General features: G+C 65.0%; 16 protein-coding genes and 1 pseudogene. 8 read left to right on the forward strand and 9 right to left on the reverse strand.

What is annotated here, in order from left to right; translation table 11 throughout:
* Positions 1-49 precede the first annotated feature (49 nt).
* Positions 50-967 (forward strand): Gfo/Idh/MocA family oxidoreductase, encoded by a 918-nt coding sequence (locus M4D53_RS14270; RefSeq protein ID WP_259954645.1) that lies wholly within the window; start codon positions 50-52, stop codon positions 965-967.
* Here the strand turns inward: M4D53_RS14270 and M4D53_RS14275 are convergent.
* Entirely contained in the window at positions 933-1,895 is a 963-nt protein-coding gene (locus M4D53_RS14275) for a dihydrodipicolinate synthase family protein (protein ID WP_259954646.1), read from the reverse strand. The genes M4D53_RS14270 and M4D53_RS14275 overlap by 35 nt on opposite strands.
* A gap of 286 nt (positions 1,896-2,181) precedes the next feature.
* Here M4D53_RS14275 and M4D53_RS14280 point away from each other — a divergent pair.
* From M4D53_RS14280 to M4D53_RS14295, 4 genes are all read left to right on the forward strand, one after another.
* Positions 2,182-3,332, forward strand: a protein-coding gene (locus M4D53_RS14280) for an IS3 family transposase (protein ID WP_087132324.1) whose coding sequence is annotated in 2 segments (ribosomal slippage) — positions 2,182-2,452 and positions 2,452-3,332 — 1,152 coding nt in all. Because the reading frame shifts where the segments join, the coding sequence is not laid out codon by codon here.
* A 464-nt stretch (positions 3,333-3,796) separates the two neighbouring features.
* Positions 3,797-4,180 carry a nuclear transport factor 2 family protein gene (locus M4D53_RS14285; RefSeq protein ID WP_259954652.1) on the forward strand — a complete coding sequence of 128 codons (384 nt, stop codon included), beginning with the start codon at positions 3,797-3,799 and terminating at the stop codon, positions 4,178-4,180.
* A 144-nt stretch (positions 4,181-4,324) separates the two neighbouring features.
* Positions 4,325-4,822, forward strand: a complete 498-nt coding sequence (locus M4D53_RS14290) for a tyrosine-protein phosphatase (RefSeq protein WP_228385707.1) — start codon at positions 4,325-4,327, stop codon at positions 4,820-4,822.
* 57 nt (positions 4,823-4,879) lie between these two features.
* Positions 4,880-5,356: a P-loop nucleotide/nucleoside kinase family protein gene (locus tag M4D53_RS14295; protein ID WP_219846283.1), complete on the forward strand. Its 477-nt coding sequence runs from the start codon at positions 4,880-4,882 to the stop codon at positions 5,354-5,356.
* Between the two features lie 275 nt (positions 5,357-5,631).
* On the opposite strand, the gene M4D53_RS14300 is transcribed toward M4D53_RS14295, so the two are convergent.
* Positions 5,632-6,525, reverse strand: a complete 894-nt coding sequence (locus M4D53_RS14300) for an MT-A70 family methyltransferase (RefSeq protein ID WP_259954657.1) — start codon at positions 6,523-6,525, stop codon at positions 5,632-5,634.
* Between the two features lie 123 nt (positions 6,526-6,648).
* Between M4D53_RS14300 and M4D53_RS14305 the strand changes: the two genes are divergently transcribed.
* Both M4D53_RS14305 and M4D53_RS14310 read left to right on the forward strand, forming a co-directional pair.
* Positions 6,649-8,379 (forward strand): McrB family protein, encoded by a 1,731-nt coding sequence (locus M4D53_RS14305; protein WP_259954659.1) that lies wholly within the window; start codon positions 6,649-6,651, stop codon positions 8,377-8,379.
* Positions 8,372-9,712, forward strand: coding sequence for a 5-methylcytosine restriction system specificity protein McrC (locus tag M4D53_RS14310; protein ID WP_259954661.1), 1,341 nt, complete (start codon positions 8,372-8,374; stop codon positions 9,710-9,712). The genes M4D53_RS14305 and M4D53_RS14310 overlap by 8 nt, the downstream gene beginning before the upstream one ends.
* A 30-nt stretch (positions 9,713-9,742) precedes the next feature.
* Here the strand turns inward: M4D53_RS14310 and M4D53_RS14315 are convergent.
* Positions 9,743-10,605, reverse strand: a pseudogene (locus M4D53_RS14315) (IS3 family transposase); the annotation flags it as partial.
* Positions 10,606-10,646: 41 nt separating this feature from the next.
* Here M4D53_RS14315 and M4D53_RS14320 point away from each other — a divergent pair.
* Positions 10,647-11,303, forward strand: a complete 657-nt coding sequence (locus tag M4D53_RS14320) for a DEAD/DEAH box helicase family protein (protein ID WP_259954662.1) — start codon at positions 10,647-10,649, stop codon at positions 11,301-11,303.
* Between the two features lie 193 nt (positions 11,304-11,496).
* On the opposite strand, the gene M4D53_RS14325 is transcribed toward M4D53_RS14320, so the two are convergent.
* From M4D53_RS14325 to M4D53_RS14350, 6 genes are read right to left on the reverse strand one after another with little or no spacing between them, the layout of a single operon-like run.
* Entirely contained in the window at positions 11,497-11,775 is a 279-nt protein-coding gene (locus M4D53_RS14325; RefSeq protein ID WP_259954663.1) for a helix-turn-helix domain-containing protein, read from the reverse strand.
* A gap of 17 nt (positions 11,776-11,792) precedes the next feature.
* Positions 11,793-12,272 (reverse strand): hypothetical protein, encoded by a 480-nt coding sequence (locus M4D53_RS14330; protein ID WP_259954664.1) that lies wholly within the window; start codon positions 12,270-12,272, stop codon positions 11,793-11,795.
* 14 nt (positions 12,273-12,286) lie between these two features.
* The gene (locus M4D53_RS14335; RefSeq protein WP_259954665.1) at positions 12,287-13,336 is read right to left on the reverse strand and encodes a M23 family metallopeptidase; all 1,050 of its coding nucleotides are present in this window, start codon (positions 13,334-13,336) and stop codon (positions 12,287-12,289) included.
* 3 nt (positions 13,337-13,339) lie between these two features.
* A complete protein-coding gene (locus tag M4D53_RS14340) occupies positions 13,340-14,029 on the reverse strand; it encodes a DUF4913 domain-containing protein (protein WP_259954666.1) in 690 nt (229 codons plus the stop codon).
* Complete coding sequence (locus M4D53_RS14345) at positions 14,026-15,732, reverse strand: type IV secretory system conjugative DNA transfer family protein (protein WP_259954667.1); 1,707 nt, start codon at positions 15,730-15,732, stop codon at positions 14,026-14,028. Before M4D53_RS14345 ends, M4D53_RS14340 begins: the two co-directional genes overlap by 4 nt.
* Entirely contained in the window at positions 15,732-17,333 is a 1,602-nt protein-coding gene (locus tag M4D53_RS14350; RefSeq protein WP_259954668.1) for a putative type IV secretion/conjugal transfer ATPase, read from the reverse strand. The genes M4D53_RS14345 and M4D53_RS14350 overlap by 1 nt, the downstream gene beginning before the upstream one ends.
* Positions 17,334-17,340 lie beyond the last annotated feature (7 nt).

The following is a 17,340-nucleotide window of genomic DNA, read 5'->3' on the forward strand; positions in this document are numbered from 1 at the left end:
AAATCAGTCGTCGGTGGCAGTCCCGACCTGCAGAGGAGAGTACGTGCATATGAGGATCGCATTCGTGGGCCTAGAGACGAGCCACCCGTTCTCGGACGCGCGCAACCTGCGTGCGCTGGATCCCGCGGTCGAACTAGTAGCTTGCGGACGGCCCGGTCGCATGGCGTCGTTCGCCGCGGACAACCCGAGTACACGTGTGTTCCCGACCGTGAGCGAGGTCCTCGCTTCCAGCCCTGACGTCGCGATTATTTCGGTCCGCCCCGAAGAGGTGGCCGCCGCGCTACGAGCGTTGTGCGCCGCCGGCGTTCCCGTCTTCATCAACAAGCCCGCCGCGGTGACTATCGCCCAGGTGGACGAAATCGAAGCCATTCTGCGCGATGCGACGAGCGCATTCCTCACCGGGTCAGTGCTTTCCTTCGCCCCTGCAGTGGCGCAGGCCTCCATCGAACGCTCACAGCTCGTCGCCGTAGAGGCGACTCTCCGCCACGACGTCTCCTGGTGGCGGGACCCCGCCTTCGCCTGGCAGGCCGCAGAATCGGGCGCGCGCGGGCTCGTACCGGTGATCGGGGTGCACGCATTCGATGTCCTGGCCTCAACCGTCGGGGAAGACTTCGAAGTCGAGGCCGTCCAATGCGGACGGCGGGCCTACCCTGAGTTGAACGGAGGAGACTCGGCCCAGCTATTGCTGCGCTTTTCGGACGGGCTCGGCGCTACCGTTTCCCTCATCGGTGCATCAGATTCCGAACGGTATGCGTTCGAATACCACACGGCAACCTCCACGTCCACGGTGAGCTTTCCGGATGACTCCGCCGACCCGTTCGGATACGTTGCCGCTGCGTCGCAGATTCTCGCGCTCGGGCGAGGCGAACCTGCACCGAGGTCGTGGCAGCACAGCCTCGTTGTGCTCCGTCAGCTCAGCCGCGCCGCGGACCTCAGCCGAAAGAACGTCTTTGTAGCAGAGCAGTGACGCCCGCCCGTGCACGACGCGCGGCCTCGACGACGTACTGACGCTCCGCATCGCCTGTGCGGTCGCAGGCGAGTGGATCATACCCAAACTCGGGCGGGATGAGGCCCTCGTCGACGGCAATCCAGAGCATGCGCTGCACGTACGCGTCCATCGGCTCATGGAAGGTTGCCTCTGCGAGCAGATCGATGAATGGCTGCATCTCGCTGAGGAAGCCAGCTTCCGCTCGCCGGGACACTGCCGCTGCCGTCAGCTCGATACACGCTGCTCCTAGGCCTACAAGCGCGCCGGAAGCCCCCCATCCCAGACTCTCCGTCAACATGAGGTCTTCTCCCGTGAGCACGCAGCGTCCGGCGGTGGAGGCTCGACGGATGCCCCGCTCCGATGCTGTGGCATCGCGCAGGCGAGCAGGCTTGAATGCTGCGACAGCAGGATGCTCGAGTAGCTCGGCGAGGGTAGAATCCGGTATTGGTTTTGTATAGAGGTCGAAGACAATGAGCGGCGTGCGAGTCAGCTCCCAAATCTCGTCAAAGCGGTCTCGGGCTGACTCCGGCGATGACCAGTTGTCAGGGAATACGAGGAGGGCGTCGACGCCAATAGACACAGCTGCTTTGAGCCAGGCGTCGCCGTTCGGCCGATCCTGCGGATACACTCCGGTGACCACGATCTCGCTCGATGATCGCGCCGTATCGACAACGAGGATGCGTTCGTCGAGAGAGAGTTCCGAACCGCGTCCGGTGTGGACGCCAGCGGCGAGCCCGGTGGCTCCTCGCTCCATAACACCGCCAAAGTAAGCCTCCAGCACGCGCTTATCGACGTGTCTTGTGGGTGTCATGGGAGTCGCGACAGCGGCAATGAAGGCGCCGGCGGCGCGTGCGGCGAAAGACGCGGCTTCGGGATACACACCCTCACTGTAGACCTCTACGCTCACTCCGACACTGCAGGAGGGCTCCGACATAAGTGGGAACCAATTCATTATCGGGGTTCACGCCCATATCAGCCGTTTCACAATCTCCTTGGGACTGTATCTCATGGGACGACCATCACAGCACCTGGAGTGGGACCATCCCAGGCGCCCCGACATAGCGCTTGTTAGCCCATTCTGGATTGCGAATAAATATTCGATAAAGACGGTGGGCTGACCCCGTTTCGTAGGTCCAGTCGTTATGAGAGTCGTCCTGTTGTCCGCGGTCGCGGGCAGGGAGACTGGTCAGATCATGACGAACAGCAGGAAGCGTCACACCCCGGAGCAGGTCGTCCGTAAGCTCGGGCAGGCCGACAGGATGCTCGCCGACGGTCAGGACGTCGCGGCGGTGTGCCGGGAGCTCGTGGTGTCCGAGCAGACGTACTACCGGTGGCGGAACCAGTACGGCGGCCTCAAGGCCGACGACGCAAAGCGCCTGAAGGAGCTGGAGAAGCAGAATGCGACCCTGAAGCGTCTGCTCGCGGAAGCGGAGCTGGAGAAGGCCGCGCTCAAGGAGCTGGCTGAGGGAAACTTCTAAGCCCGGACAGGCGCCGCGCCGCCGTCGATCACCTCAAGCGCAAGCTGCGGGTGAGCGAACGGATGGCGTGCCGTCTGGTCGGGCTGAGCCGCTCCGCGTATCGGCGACCGCTCAAGGGCGACACGGTCGCGGACCCGGATCGGGCGTTCAGGGAGTGGCTGCGCGCCTGGGCGAAGGACCATCCCCGCTACGGGTACCGGCGGGCGTATCACGACGCCCGCGCCGAGGGGTGGGTGGTGAACCACAAGAAGATCCAACGCCTGTGGCGTGACGAAGGGCTCCGGGTCCCGCAGCGGCGTCGACGCAAGCGCGTCGGGTCCTCGACCGTCGACGCGCCGACGGCGGACGCGCCGAACGTGGTGTGGGCGGTGGACTTTCAGTTCGACGCCGACGAGCACGGCCGACCGATCAAGATCTGCTCGATCGTCGACGAACACACCCGGGAGTGCATCGGCGGCCTCGTGGAGCGCTCGATTACCGCCGACCGACTCACCGCCCACCTCGAGGACCTCGTCGCCGCCCGGGGCGCCCCGGCGGTGCTCAGGTCGGACAACGGGCCGGAGTTCATCAGCGAGGCGATGGCCGACTGGGCCGGCACCCGCACCGGCCTGTCCTACATCCCTCCGGGCTCGCCGTGGCGCAACGGGTACGTCGAGTCGTTCAACAGCCGGATCCGCGACGAGTGCCTCAACATCAACAGCTTCTACTCGCTGCTGCACGCGCAGGTCATCATCGGCGACTGGAAGGACGAGTACAACCACCACCGCCGGCACTCCTCGCTCGGCTACCTACCCCCAGCCGAGTACGCTCGACAGTGCACCCATCAAATGGAAACCGACGACTCACAGAACGTCCGGACCGAATGAAGGGGGCGGCTCAACGGTGCTTGGAAAAGCCGATAATAGATATTATGTAAGTTAGAAGACGACATGTTCTCGGTAGATGCGAATACGCCGGTTGCCACGACTCTCCTGGGTTAGCTTGCCCACGACCTCGCATGGATGCCGCTCCATCCTCGCTTCATTCGCCCCGATGGCAGTGAGAAGGTGATCGCAAATTGCATCTGGCCTGGTATTTTGTCCCGGCTTTTGACGCCAGTTCGCAGATCATGCGATACTTTCGCACATAATGCGAACTCAATCCCCCCGCTCTCCGGACGCTGCGACCGTGCGTGCGTTGCTGCCCCCGGGGGTCGCGATCCTGAACGAGCCGGAGTGAGAATGTCAATCTGATCTGGGACCGGTTTGTCACTCTGATCTGGGACCACTAATGATGTTTGGATGCGGGTCGGACCCCGGTAGGTGTCGATCAGGGCCAGTAGCCTGAGGGTGTGATTGCTGTTGAGCTGCTGGGTAGCCTGATGTCCGCGATCGATGACCGCCGGTGGGGTGATTTGGGTGGGTATCTACATGACGATTTCTCCTGCCGATACGTGCATACCGGTGAGTCGTTCGATCGTGAGTCCTGGATCCGGCTGAACTCGGAGTATCCGGGGTTCGATCATCTGCGTGTTGAAGAGATCGTTGGAGATTTGGACCGAGCGGCCTGTCGTTCGCATGTCACGGGGCGCGGTCGTGAGGGTGTGGATCATTTTGAATGTGCGACGTTCGTCCGAGTACGGGATGGACTGATTAGCGAGATGACCGAGGTCTGGACAGACGTTTCTCAGACCGCGCCCGTTGGCACCCGGCCAGACACGAAGCCATCCGCGTGACCTGTCTCCGCCGGCCTAACGTTGAGCCGCTGGAGTTGCCTGTCGGGTGTGGGCGAGGCGGTAGGAGTCCCACGGAGTACGCACCGTGATCGACCTTCGTCGACCAGATGAGTCGACGGGACAAGTCCCCCGGCGGTCAAGCGCATCCACGTAGATCTTGACGGCAGCGATGAGACGGACTTCTGGAAGCAGTATGAAGAGGATGGCCGGTGGGGCACGCCCCTCTACTATCTCGCGCACCTCCAGGCGCTTCCAGACAGACTCGCGCTTGTACTGAACGCGATCGCTGACGCCGATGATGGAGCGATCCTCTTCCACTGCTCGGCAGGGTGGGATCGAACCGGCCTCGTCGCCGCCGTACTCCTGAGGGCGGTCGATGTCACCGACGATGCCGCCGTCGCCGACTACCTCAAGTCATTCACGAACGCGGACGCGATGGCTGCGCTGCACGAACGATCTATTGAGGTCGAAGAACGACAGCAAATCCTTGGCCGATTCGGCCACACCGCAGAATCCGCGTTCCGCGACATGTACGGGAACTTGGATCTCGAAGCCTGGTTTAGCGAATCGTGCATCGCGCCTGAAACACGAGTTGCCATCGAGACGTGGCGGGGAGCGGCTGCCTCACTACGCCCGGTTTGACCTTCGCGTCTGCCGTAAATGATCGTTGCCAGAGCGGGCGGGGCTATCGTCGGAGTGATGATCAGAGTTGTTTTGATGTGCGGGCCGGCGGGATCCGGAAAGTCGACCGTTGCGAGGCGACTGGAAGCGGAAGGCATGGTTCGTCTTTCATTCGACCAGGAAGCCTGGCGCAGGGGCATCCGGACGATGCCCCTGCCGAGCGATGTGCATGAAGAGATCGAGCAGGAGCTCCGCGCCCGCCTCATCGCGCTCGTCGCGGCTGACCAAGACGTGGTACTCGACTTCTCGTTCTGGTCCAAGCGTGCCCGTCTCATCTATCGGAACTTGCTGCGCCCGCTTGGAGTAGTGCCTGAGACGATCTATCTCGCGACGCCAAGGGCAGTCGCACTGGGACGACTCGCGGCACGGAGCCACGAGCACGCGGACGACTATGCGCTTTCCAACGACGTCGCGGCAGACTACTTCGACCACTTCGAACCCCCGACCGCCGAGGAAGGTCCCCTGACGGTGCTCGGCGCGGAACCGTCGCACTGAGCGACCGATCGATGAGACGGAGACCTGAAGATCGATCACTGTCCGGCCACGATCGGCGTTGAGGCTCACGAGGGGTGTTCACGTCCAGTCTCACCAGGGTCAGCGTTGATGAGAAGCTCGCGGTCGGAGGCCCACCGAAAACGATCGTTTCTGGCGGCACCTGGGCAGCGAGCGGTTTAGGCGCTCCGCAAACGTCAGCCGCATATAGGTTTCGGCAGACCGATTCGGCGCAAGAGTTGAAGCGTGGTCGCGCTCGACATAAGGGCAGGAACCGCCTACGAGTGTGTTCCTCCCCGCGGACGCAGGTCAGCTCCTGCGTGCTGGAGAAGGCTGCGGACACGCTGAATGCTGTAGTTCGTCGTTGATGCGATGTCACGGATACTCTGACCGGAGTCATAGAAAGCGCGCACGAGCTGTGCGATCTCATCCGCAGCCGCATCATCCAAGCGTTGGTGAGGTGCGAGTTTCGGTGCCTCGTCGGGCTGCCAGGTTCGCTCGATCTCGCCGCCGCTGTAGCCCTTTTGCTCGCGCCCTCTGGGTTCGACTTCGTCCGGTGCCTCATCCCCGAACGCATGCCAGCCGGGCTGCGCTCGTCGGGCAAACATCTCGAGGAACGGCCCGGGCGAGCACGCTTCGATCAGCGGGTAAAACTCGTCCGGTTTCCGGCTGTGCTCCCTCTTGCGTGTCTCGACCATGTTGACCTGGGAACGGGCGGGGGCAAGGGTTCGCAAAGAACCTCGGACGCCGAAAAGAAGGATCTCGGTGACGTTACGGAAGTAGAACCCAACGCCTCGACCGTCCGGTCCGCCGTCCTTACGGCGCTTAGCCCAGATGATGTTACTGACGTACCGAAATCCCCAAGCTTCCATGACTGCGAGGCCCTCGGGCAGCAGCGCATTTGGCACCCACAGGTAGAGGTGTGCATTCTTGGCGACGTGATCTGCTACGGGTAGAGCCTTGATCGCGTCGAGCGTCATCGTCGAGTATCGGTCAAGGCGACGATGCTCGGGGGCTACCTTGCCCGTCCGGTTCTGGAACTGCCAGGGAGGATCGGCATAGACAGTCTGGAATCCACCCTCAATGCTGGGGAGGGGAGGGGGAGCCTGCTCTGCCCGAAGTGGATCAGCAGTCCTCATGCTCGTGCGGACGGGTTCGGCAATCAGGGTCACGGTCGTCTCCATTAGATCTTGGGAATGAGGCTACTTTAGATCTTGGGTTGGACGTAATGCATCTGATCCGCCGCGCGTGTCGCACTGCATTACCGCCGCTTCGAGCGCCGATAGCATCGGGCCATGGATGTTGGGCTCGAACACATGTCTCTGACGAGGAACACGACCCTCGCGAGTTTGACGACCACTGCGGCTCAGGTCACACCGGGGATGAGTCTCCAGCAAGTCACTGACATCGCCTCTCAGAACAGCGCCGAGTCAGCGTCCAGCTGGATCGAGAGTATGTTCACGTTCCACGGCGGCATACTCGCGGATGACGCCTGGCTTCGCGCGGCCCGCAATGGCGACACAGCAACAGCCAATGCGTTGGCGTGGGCAGCGCGGGTGTTTGCGGAACCGCGAATCGCCGAGGTCGTCGAGAACACGCTCGCAGGCGCGGATGGGACCTTCGATAGGGCCGGATTCTCCACCGACGTTGTGACCCGCGCGTTCGAGGCCTTGGGCGTCGTGGGCACTGCAAGGAAAGCGGCCTCCACGCTCTTGAACCAGGCGGCCGCAGTGCCGCTTTTCGAGCCAGAAAAGCACGGGGGCACCATCATCGGGGCGGTTCGCTTCCTCCGCACGGCTCAGTTTGTGCCTGCTGTCGTCGAGTTCCTTGAGGAGCGCATCCGGGGGCAGGTAAGCAAGATCGTGGCAAAGCGCGGCGACTCTGTCGAGCTCGCGCTTCTATGGAAAGCAAACCGTTGGTTCGGTCTCTCTAAGGAGGAGTTCCGGTTAGCTGCACGTCCGCGTACGACGAAGTCTCTGTCTGCTCGCGCGGCGCTTCCCAGCAGCTTGCGCCTGCTGCACGATGAAGCGCGACGTCGAAAGCAGATTGTGCTCCAGGGAGCGCCGGGGACTGGAAAGACCTTCATCGCCAAGCGTTACATCGACTGGGCTGCCGCTGGTCGCGAGAGCGAATCAAATGTATCCGCGATATTGGAAAGCCTCCCTACCAACGAACGCACGCCCCATGACGTGGCTGAAGAGGCGGTTCGCCTGGGTTTGACGGCAGTCTGGGACATCGCGCAGTTCCATCCAAGTTACGGGTATGAAGACTTCGTGCGGACACTCACCCCGGTGCCGAGTGCGAGTGGGGTGACCTTTCGCGCAGAGCATCGCGTGCTCAGTTTCCTCGCCGCTGTTGCTGTCGAGTTGCGCGAGGCCGGAAGCGACTGCGACATCATCCTCATCGTCGATGAGATGAACCGCGCAGACATCGCACGAGTGTTTGGGGAGCTTCTCTACGCACTGGAATACCGCGACGAACCGGTGCGGACTCCCTACAGCGTGGACGGTAACGCGTCCATGATTCTCCCTTCGAACCTCGTTCTGCTGGGCACGATGAACACTGCCGATCGCAGCATTGCTCTGATCGACTACGCACTGCGGAGACGCTTCACATTTATCACCCTGGAGCCCGATGTATCGGTGATCGATGACGCAGCCTGGCTAGGGACCGCAGACAGAGACGCCGCCCGCCACCTCTTCGAGGCGGTCTCCGGACTCTTCACCAACGCGGACAACAACGCTGCACTAGCAGTCGGCCACAGTTACTTCCTTCCATCGGGAGACGCCCACAACGAAGCTGAATCCCTTAGCTCGGTCGCACGCAGATTCGCATACGAAGTCGTGCCACTGCTTAACGAATATGCAGCTGAAGGTCTGGTCGATAGCGCGAAGCTGACTTCCGTTTTGAGCACCGTCGGCGTGGGCAGAGACGTGAACAAGCAGGACTCCGTGGAGGCGGCATTGCTTGCTTGGATTACTTCGAGTGGAGCACGCGACGAGTCTGAACAGTCGGGCGATGCCTGACGCTGCCGCAGACTGGGACGTCGGCATGCCGACGCTCCTAATCGCCGAGCAATCAACGGCCAGGGCGACGAACGCGCTTATTGAGGCTGTACCTGCCAATCGGTGGCAGGACCTCAACCTCACCTTCCAGAAGGCACCCGGCGACGAGGACTGGACAGTCCGGGCTGCGGATTTCACCGGAATTGCGCGCGTCGATGTAGAGGGAGTCCCTGTTCACCTGAAGGTCACGCCGAAGATTCAGGGTCTGGACCTTTTCTTCCTCGCCGATTGGGCATACGGCTCCAAGAGCGTGGGGAAGAAGCTAACGGACGCTCGCGCGAACCTTGCGGCTTTGAGGTCGGAACCGGCAGCTTGCTTGTTGGGTTGGTATGTTGCCGAGGTCCTCGCGTTCGCGACCCGCTGGCTTCGCCGAGGTTACGTCGTTCGAGAGGAAGACCTGATTGGCCGGGTGCGCGGCCGGATCGACGTCGCGCGCTACCTCAATCGATCACTCGCGCAGGCCCGACCGCATGTCATCCCCGCCCGCTTCACCGAGCCGACACATGACACCGCAGTAAACCGCTATCTCAAGGCAGGCCTTCGACAGGCCGCCGTCCTCGCACGTGCTGTCCCTCTCGACACCGCACGCACCGCACTCGACGAGCTCACGAGGCGAACGCTCGCCATGTTCGCTGGGGTATCTGACGTTTCCGTTCGACCGCAGGATGCCCGCCGATTCAACCTTTCTGGACCTCTGCGCCACTACGCGCCGATCGTGAGGTTCACTACCGCGCTTCTCGAGGGCACCTACGTCTCCACGGAGATCGGCGGACACACACAAGACGCGATTATGTGGTCGTTGAACGGTCTCTATGAACAAGCGCTCCGGAATGTGCTCGACGCGTGGCCCGGGGCGTCGGGTGTGAGAGGACGGCATCGGGCAACCCTCATCGACGGTAGCGGTCGCGTCAACGGTTCTACGCCCGTAAAACCCGACTACGTCATCCGCCGTCCAGATGGTGTCAGGCTCGTCCTCGACGCCAAGTACAAAAATGTCATGCCGTCGACATCCATCGAGCCCGACGAGATGATTGATCTCACGCCCACGCGCGGGCAGCGCATCCGCGTGAGGCGAGCGGACATCTATCAGGCGGTTGCCTACGGGCGTCACTCCGGACTCCGGACCGATCAAGTCGCGTTGCTCTACCCGATCGCTCTCAGGCCGGATGAGCCCTATCCGGCGCCATTACGCGTTCGAGGGTTTTCTCCCGTATGCCACATCGTTTTTTTCGACGTGGGATCTCACGCAGATGCGCATCGTCTCGACCTCTATCAAGCCCTGGAAGGCCTGTAGATGCTCGTCGGCGTAGCCAGACCCTCAGGCTTCGGTGCGCATGTGGCCAGCGACCTGCCAGCCGGCGAGCTTGCGAGACCCGAGATCGATCACCGAGGCCAGGTAGAGGTTCGTGCCGCCCGCGATAGGCAAGTAGGTGATGTCTCCCACGTACCTGCGGTTCGGCTCACCCGTGCTGAAGTCGCGTTCGATCAGGTCCGGGAAGCGGCGCCCGGACTGGTCCGGGATCGTGGTCTTCACCCGGCGCCGCAGTCGGATCCCGGCGAGCTGATGTTCGCGCATCACGCGCGCGACGCGCTTGTGATTGACCCGCTCCTGCGCGAGCACGCCGTCGTTGAGGTCGGCGGTGATTCGCGGCGACCCGTAGGCGCGGTCGCCGCCCCGGGCGGGGTCCTGCAGCACCCGGATCCGTGCCACCAACGCCGCGTCCGCGGCCTGACGCTCGGATCGTCCTGGCGCCGCTGCAAGCCACGCGTAGAACGAGGATCGGGCGATCTCGATGACCTCACACAACCGCTTCACGCCGTAGGCGTCCTTGTGGTCCTCGACGAACTGGAAGCGGTTCACCAGTTCGTCTCCCCGGCGAAATACTTCGCGGCCTGACGGAGGATGTCCCGCTCCGTCTCGAGCTTGCGGGCCTCCGCCTTCAACGCCGTGTTCTCCGCTTCGAGCCGGGCCACCCGTGCCGCTTGCGACTCCGGCCGCGGCCCGTCCGGCACAGCCACGCCGCCGCTCGCGGTCGTCCCGGAGCCGAGCTTGTCGACCCACTCCTTCAACGCCCCGCGGGAAATCCCGAGATCGACCGCGATGCCCTTGAGCGTCGCACCGGGCGTCGATTCATACAGGTCCACCGCCCGCCGCCGGAACTCGTCCGTGTAGTTCTTCCTTGCCATCCTTGGATTCTCGCTTCCCCAGCGTTCATGCTGGAATCAGCGTGTCCAAGATCAGGGGTCAAGGCCCCCGCTACCTCGGAGAGGCGGCCGGCAATGATCAGAACCGGTGGACGCCCTCAGCGGCGCACGAGGCCGCGTACGAGGCCATGCCCGTCACTGTGGAGCAGCTGGTGGCCCGCGGCCTCGTCGACCGGATCACGGTCGCCACGCGCGCGCAGGGCGTCCTCTACGACCGCACCGTGACGGCCGACGTCGCCCAGACCGCGGCCGCTGATGCTCGGCGGGCGATCGAGGCCGGCCGCAGCGCCTCCGCGATGACGAGTCGCGAGGGTCGCGCGTGGGTGCGTGAGTTCGTCGTGGCGGCCGCCAGAGTCTCGCACCTCCCCCAGGTGGCCGAAGATCTCCACGAGACGATGCGGCGCCTCTCCGCCGCATCCAGCGAGATCATCCGGCACACGCATGAGCCAGCCCTGCGCGCCGCAGCTCGTGAGAGCGTGGCGGCCGCGGAGATCCCCGCTGCATCGTCCGGTCGGTCGACGAGCAAGGATCACGCGCGCTGGTGGGGCGTCGACGTCGACCACGGTCCCACGCGCACACGCGGCGAGATCGCCGCCCGCAGCGCGAAGGACACCGAGGCCACGACCATCGCGCACGACGTCGCCAAGAACCGCGATCGCGGGCGCGGCCTGGACCGCTGACCCCACCTGTCTGCACCCTACAAACTCCAGTGCCCTCCCCGCGATCGCGGGGAGGGCACTTTGTGGGTTTCAGCGATCGAGCTCGGCCGAGTCGTTGTCGGAAGGTCACAGACGTGCACCTGGTCGACGTCGACCGGCGCCGCGGCGTCGGCGCCGTAGTGCTGTGTGAATCCTCCAATCCGCTATTCGCGGATCAGCCGAGGATGAATTGCTCCACGGCGGCGTCGATCTCCTCAAACTCGGGCCGCTCCTCGGGCGGCTCCGCTGCCCCGGACGCGACCCGGTGGACGAACGTGCGGGACAGGCCGAGCAGTTCGCCCGCCTCTCGGGTCGAATACCCCGCATCGAGGAGTTCGTGCAGGGCGAGCGCGTGGAGGCGCTGCCGCTCCTCCGTCTGATGTGCCCGCAGCTGCGCCAGGCGCTCCCGAACGATCCGAGCGCGGGTGATGACGTCGTGGTCGTAGACAGACACCGTTGTCCTCTCCTGGATCAGTTCGAGGGCTGGAAGCGGGTCACGCCCCACTCAGCGGAGGGGTCGTCGCGGCGCAGCTCGATCGTGTACTCCCCAACCGACGTGGGGACGTACACGACCGCGTAGACGTCCGTCGACGTCGGCGCGGCCTCTGCACCATCCTGAATCGTCATCGCCGGGATACGGGACGGCTGCAGCGTGCTGTACGCCTCAATCGCGGTGGAGTGCAGGTGCGGCTTCAACTGCTCGAACCATGTCGGGTAGTCGAGATCCCGTTGGGCGTACGCCCTAAGCGCGTCGACCGCGGCTGTGGCGGCCGCGTCAAGGTCCGGCGTCGAGGTCGGAGAGGGCACGATTATGTCGTGGTCTCCGTGGTCGTGGTCCCCGTGGCTTGCGGTGGCCGTCGGGGCCGGGTCCGATGCCGTCCCCGCGGCGCAGCCGCTCAGAGCGATCGTGGCCGCGACGAGAACTGCGGCCGCCTGTGTTCGAGTGGTCATGGTGATTCCCTTCTTCACTTTCTGCAGGCGTTCAACGCTTTGGAGCCTGTCGGAGTCGCGAGCGTGCAGTAGTCGACGCCGCGCGCTTGCAGGAACGGGAGCGGGTCAACGTACTCTCCATCGACCATGACCTCGAAATGCAGGTGCGCACCGTACGATCTCCCGGTGTTTCCGACCTCCCCAATGAGCTGTCCAGCCGAGACCTTGTCGCCGGCATTCACGAAGACCTGGCTCAGATGCAGGTATTGCGTTTCGATCCCGTCGCTGTGCTCGATCCGCACGTACATGCCCATCGCAGAGGCATCAACCTTGGACAGGCTCTTGACCGTCCCGCTGGATGCCGCGAGGAGCGGCGTCCCTTCTGACGCCGCCAGGTCGATACCGTTGTGCATGCGCGTCGCGGTCCGCATGCCGTACACGTCGGATAGATCGACGTCGGCCGTGCTGTCGAACGAGGACGTCCACTCCCCCGAACCGGCGCACCCGCCGCTGCCCGGCTTGACGCCGCCGAGGGCGCCGAGGACCTCGTTCGCGGCGCCCTCGTACTTCGCGTAGTGGTACGGGTCGGAGTTGCCCTGCACGCGGTTGATCGCCAGCGTCGGCTCCATCGTCTCCCAGCCGGAGATCCCGGCGAGTCGGTCGAAGAACGCACCCGCCGCGTACACAGGGTCCATCACCTGCTCCCGCGTCCCCCAGCCCAAGCACCACTGCTGCTGGAACAACCCGAGCGAGCACGTGGGCGTGCCGTCCGGGTTGGTGACGCCGTTGATGTCGTCGCCGTAGCCGACGTTGACCAGGGACGACTCGCCCATCGAGGTCATGATGCCGATGAGCTGCGCGCGGGCAGGGAGCCCACGATCAGCGGCGACCTTCGCGATGATCGCCGCATTCACCAACTGCTCATGTCCGTACCCGCTCACCGGTCCCTCGGGAACCGACGTCGGGTCCACGACCGATGCGGACGGGTTGCATGCCTGCTGATTCCCGAAGGAGTCGAACATCAGCACCACGACGATAAGCCCTGCGATCAGGAGGACGCCGGCGCTGCTGAGAACCTTGGACATCGCTCACGCCCTCCGAGCGAACCGGAACGTCCGGTCGGGGTCGTGGGCGGTCTCGCACCCCTGAAAGATCCCCGTTCGGCCGAACAGGAACGGCGCGTGCCGATCGAAGTGGTTCACCCACCAGCTCGACATCGTGTCGTCCTGGAAAGAGATCTCGAACTCCCGATGCAGGGCGGTGAACCGCCACACCGCCTCGGGGTGCTCCTGCCACTGCGGGCACCACACCGAGTCGTCGCGTTCCTGGCTTTCCAGGTAGAGGGTCAGCTTCTCGACCCACGCCACGACCTCGGGCGGGGCACCCGGGGGCATGCCGGCGTCATCCGGGATCGGCTCGGCCGGCGTGACGCGCGCCTGAGCCAGCTCGGCGCGCGCCTCGGCCAGCATCTCCCCCGCAGCGGCGACCTTCTCGGCGGCCGCCGCGTGCCGGGCCTGCGCCCTCGCGTGAGCCCGCTTCTTCTTGGCCAGGTCTGCCTCCGCGGCCGCGACCTGCCACGGCAGCTTTGTGTCCTCTCCGCGGAAGTCCTCGAATTTCGTCTCCGCGACCGACACGGCATCGGCCGCGTCCGCGAGGACATCGGCGGCGGCGGCCGCCTTGGCCTCCGCGTTGACGACGGCGCGCGTGGCGGCCGCCACGGCAGCCTCCGCGCGCTCGATCACCCGAGGGTCGGGTGCGGGAGTGGTCTGATCGCTCATGCGCTCGCTCCGATCTGATCTCCGGCGCGCATGACCTCCGCGAACGCCGGATCGTTGAACACGGGCACCGTCTCCACAACGACCGAGACGCCGTTGCTGGTGCGCACGATCGCCCGCCACTCAGGCAGGTTGGCCAACTCGGCCACGCTCGCGCGCGCCTCCTTCTGCGTCGACTCCGACCGCGAGCGTGAGCCCTGGCTGGTCGTCGTCGAGACCGTCGGCTTGTCGTACGAGCCGATCAGATCCGACAGGGCGCGCAGGAACGGTTCGTGATCGATCCCGCCGCCGAAGACGCGGGCGCCGGCGGCGTCCCACAGCTGCGCGAACTTCTCCTTGCCGTAGGTGGCCTCGCCCTGCGCGGGCGACTGGAAGTACGAGTTGATGATGATGCCCTTGGACCCGAAGTGGGTGTACCAGTCGGGCAGATCGGGCAGCCGGACGACGTTGCCGCACTCGTCCAGATCCATCACCATCGGCACCGGCAGGCGCTCCGAGTGATGCCGGCCCGCCTCCGCGACGGCACCGTTGGCGACCTGAGTCACCAAGCTCGACACGAACGCCGCCAACGGCCCCGCCTGGTCATGCGTGAGGAGGATCAGCGTGTCCGTCGACGTCGCGAACGTAGACGGGTCGAACACGGGGAGACCGGGCGTCGGTGTCATCCACGCCATGAGGTGATCGTGCACCATCGCGGATGACATGCGCTGCGCGGTCGCGAAGACGCTCCCGCGCGTGCGGTCGGGCTGCTTGCCGAGACCACGGAGCGCTGCGACGGGGCCGACATAGCCCGCGTCGACCAGGCGCTCCGCCGGGTCGCTGGTGTTGCCCTCGGTCACCCAGAGGTGCACCTGGCGCAGCGGCTTACCCGAGACCGCGGCCGCCAGCATGCACCACGCCAGAAACTCCCGCCCCTGCGGGTCGAACTGCGGATCTCCCCCGGCCTGCTCGGCCGTGGGAGCGGACTTCTCGAACAGGCTGGCCAGCTTCTCGGCCGTCTTCGTATCCTTCACCCCGGCGAGCAGATCGACGGTGAACGCCGGGCGTTCACCGTGCCGGAAGATGCGGTCGGGATCGAACATCCAGACCCGGCCGGCCGGGTAGCGCAGCGCCCGTGCCGCGAGGACGTACTTCACGCCGTCGGTCTTGTTCGACGTCATCACGTACGCGCCCGGGGCGTAGTACGAGTGGCGAACCACCTGCGTGAGCGTCTTGCCGCGACCAGGCCCCCAGATGTGCGCCGAGCACTGCCGGTACGACTGGAGCACCCAACCGCGGCCGCGATCGAGCGCCCGCCCGATCTGCACGCCCGCCTCGGAGATCTCCACGTCGGGGTGCAGGTGCTCCATCTCCGCACGACGCTCCCGCTCCTGGATGCGCCCGGTGTTCTGGTTCGCGTTCACGCGACGCTCGAACTCCGTCATCCGGCGCGGGCCCTTCCCGGCCGTCGTCTTCCCACCGCGGTTCCACAGCACCACCAGCACGACCACGAGGAGCGCTGCGGCGACCAGGAGCAGCACCGTGGCGCCGGGAGGCCACGCGCTCTCCCCCGTCACCAGCTGGATCGCGGCCGCGAGCGGGTTCCACGACAGCGTGCCGCGGTCGGCCGGCCACATCAGTTGTCCCAGGTAGATCGCCGCGTAGATCACAGCGGCGACCGCCACGGTGATCACGTACGGCCCGACCGGATACCTGCGCCCGTGCATCAGTTGTCCCCGTGCGCGCCGATCGCCGCAGCCCACGCGGCGTTCGTGTCGTGGATCTGCTTCTCACGGGCCGTCAGGCCGCGCCCCGTGCTGAACGGGACTCCTGCCATGTCGCCGGTCTTCATCAGGAACTTCCCGCGACCTGGAGGCGCGGTCGGCTTGCCGGTGACGGGGTTGATCGACCCCTCAGCCGACCACGCGACCAGCAGCTCCTGCTCCTTCTTGGAGAAGGGGCGCACGCTCAGCAGGTCGGGCATCTCGTTGCGGGCGAGCCCGCCGAGGTACAGCATCGACGAGCGCTCGACGAACCCGCGCGCGATCTTCGTCCGCTCCGGGGTCGACAGCTCCAGATCCTTCATGGAGTGCGTGATCATGATCTGCCCCAGGCCCTCGGTGCGGTTCACGCGAGTAATCGCGTTGATCCGGTACACCGAGCCGTCCCAGGCCTCGAGGATCTGCCACAGCTCGTCCATCACCATGAAGTGGTGACGCTCGGGCTCCAGACCCTCCTCCGCGAGGATCTTCGCGCACTCGGAGACCGACTGCCCGTACGACCAGCACGCGAGCTGCGCGGCCGCACGCAGCTGCGCGTCCGTCGACGGGATGCTCGACACGTCGAAGCACAGCGCCCGATCGATCGGCACCTTCTCCGTCGTCTGGCGGCAGAACACGTCCCCGAACGGACCGTGCGGACCCAGGCCATTCAGCCCGGTCCGCAGGTTCGACGTGAGCTTGTCGTAGTCCTCGTCGCTCACGGGCAGAATGTTCTCCCGCACCCGCGGGTGACGTTCGGTGATGACGCGCAGCACATCGGCCGGCAGCGGCTGCTCACCGCGGGCGGCCGCCTCCTCAGCGGCGATCTCCACGGCCACGGACAGCACCGTGACCTCTGACCGCTTCTCGCTCAGCTCCTCACGCAGAACCATCTCCACCAAGCCGCGGAGGGCGTTCAGGCGGCGGCCGTGCACGCGCCCCACAACCTCCTTGTACCGCTTGGCGAGTTGCGCGTACTCCAGCTCGTCCAGGCCCTCACGCCGGGACGGGTCCAGCCGGGGCAGGTGCTCCGCCCACGGCCCCGCGTCCAGGACGTTGATGCCGCCCATGCCGCGCCCGAGAGAGAACTCGAATCCGCCGATCTCCCGGTTGAAGCCCACGTAGTCGGGTTTCAGATCCCCGAGGATCATCGGGAGATCTCCACCGTCGGCAATGCCGAGCAGCATCCGCACCACGAACGACGACTTTCCTCGCCCGTTGAGGGCGAGGACGAACCCGGACGGCGAGGAGATGATGCCGCGCTTGAACAGCGTCATCGGATCGCCGCAGACGGGGCCGCCGTTGAAGAAGTGCTTGCCGAGGACCGCCCCCACCAGCGGGGTCGAGGCCCCGACGCTGAACGGCCAGAACCCGCACACCTGCATGCTCGACGCCTCGAACTCGGGTGGCGCCTCCACAAAGACGTGTGCGCCGAGCGTCGGCCCCTCCACGCCCTTTGCGGTCAGTCCCGGGAAAGGGACATCGACCGCTGTTGGCGCCGGCTGACGGCCCAGCAGCCGATTCGTCTTGCTGACCGCCTTGTCGAATACGTCATCGAGAACACCCATGTCATCG

It is taken from the genome of Microbacterium meiriae (genome assembly GCF_025143875.1).
Lineage (GTDB): Bacteria > Actinomycetota > Actinomycetes > Actinomycetales > Microbacteriaceae > Microbacterium > Microbacterium meiriae.

Excerpts from the sequence above, each read along its gene's own strand:
- M4D53_RS14270 (WP_259954645.1), top strand. The coding sequence starts at position 50 with ATGAGGATCGCATTCGTGGGCCTAGAGACGAGCCACCCGTTCTCGGAC.
- M4D53_RS14295 (WP_219846283.1), top strand. The coding sequence starts at position 4,880 with ATGATCAGAGTTGTTTTGATGTGCGGGCCGGCGGGATCCGGAAAGTCG.
- M4D53_RS14305 (WP_259954659.1), top strand. The coding sequence starts at position 6,649 with ATGGATGTTGGGCTCGAACACATGTCTCTGACGAGGAACACGACCCTC.
- M4D53_RS14310 (WP_259954661.1), top strand. The coding sequence starts at position 8,372 with ATGCCTGACGCTGCCGCAGACTGGGACGTCGGCATGCCGACGCTCCTA.
- M4D53_RS14330 (WP_259954664.1), bottom strand. The coding sequence starts at position 12,272 with ATGACCACTCGAACACAGGCGGCCGCAGTTCTCGTCGCGGCCACGATC.
- M4D53_RS14335 (WP_259954665.1), bottom strand. The coding sequence starts at position 13,336 with ATGTCCAAGGTTCTCAGCAGCGCCGGCGTCCTCCTGATCGCAGGGCTT.
- M4D53_RS14340 (WP_259954666.1), bottom strand. The coding sequence starts at position 14,029 with ATGAGCGATCAGACCACTCCCGCACCCGACCCTCGGGTGATCGAGCGC.
- M4D53_RS14345 (WP_259954667.1), bottom strand. The coding sequence starts at position 15,732 with ATGCACGGGCGCAGGTATCCGGTCGGGCCGTACGTGATCACCGTGGCG.
- M4D53_RS14350 (WP_259954668.1), bottom strand. The coding sequence starts at position 17,333 with ATGGGTGTTCTCGATGACGTATTCGACAAGGCGGTCAGCAAGACGAAT.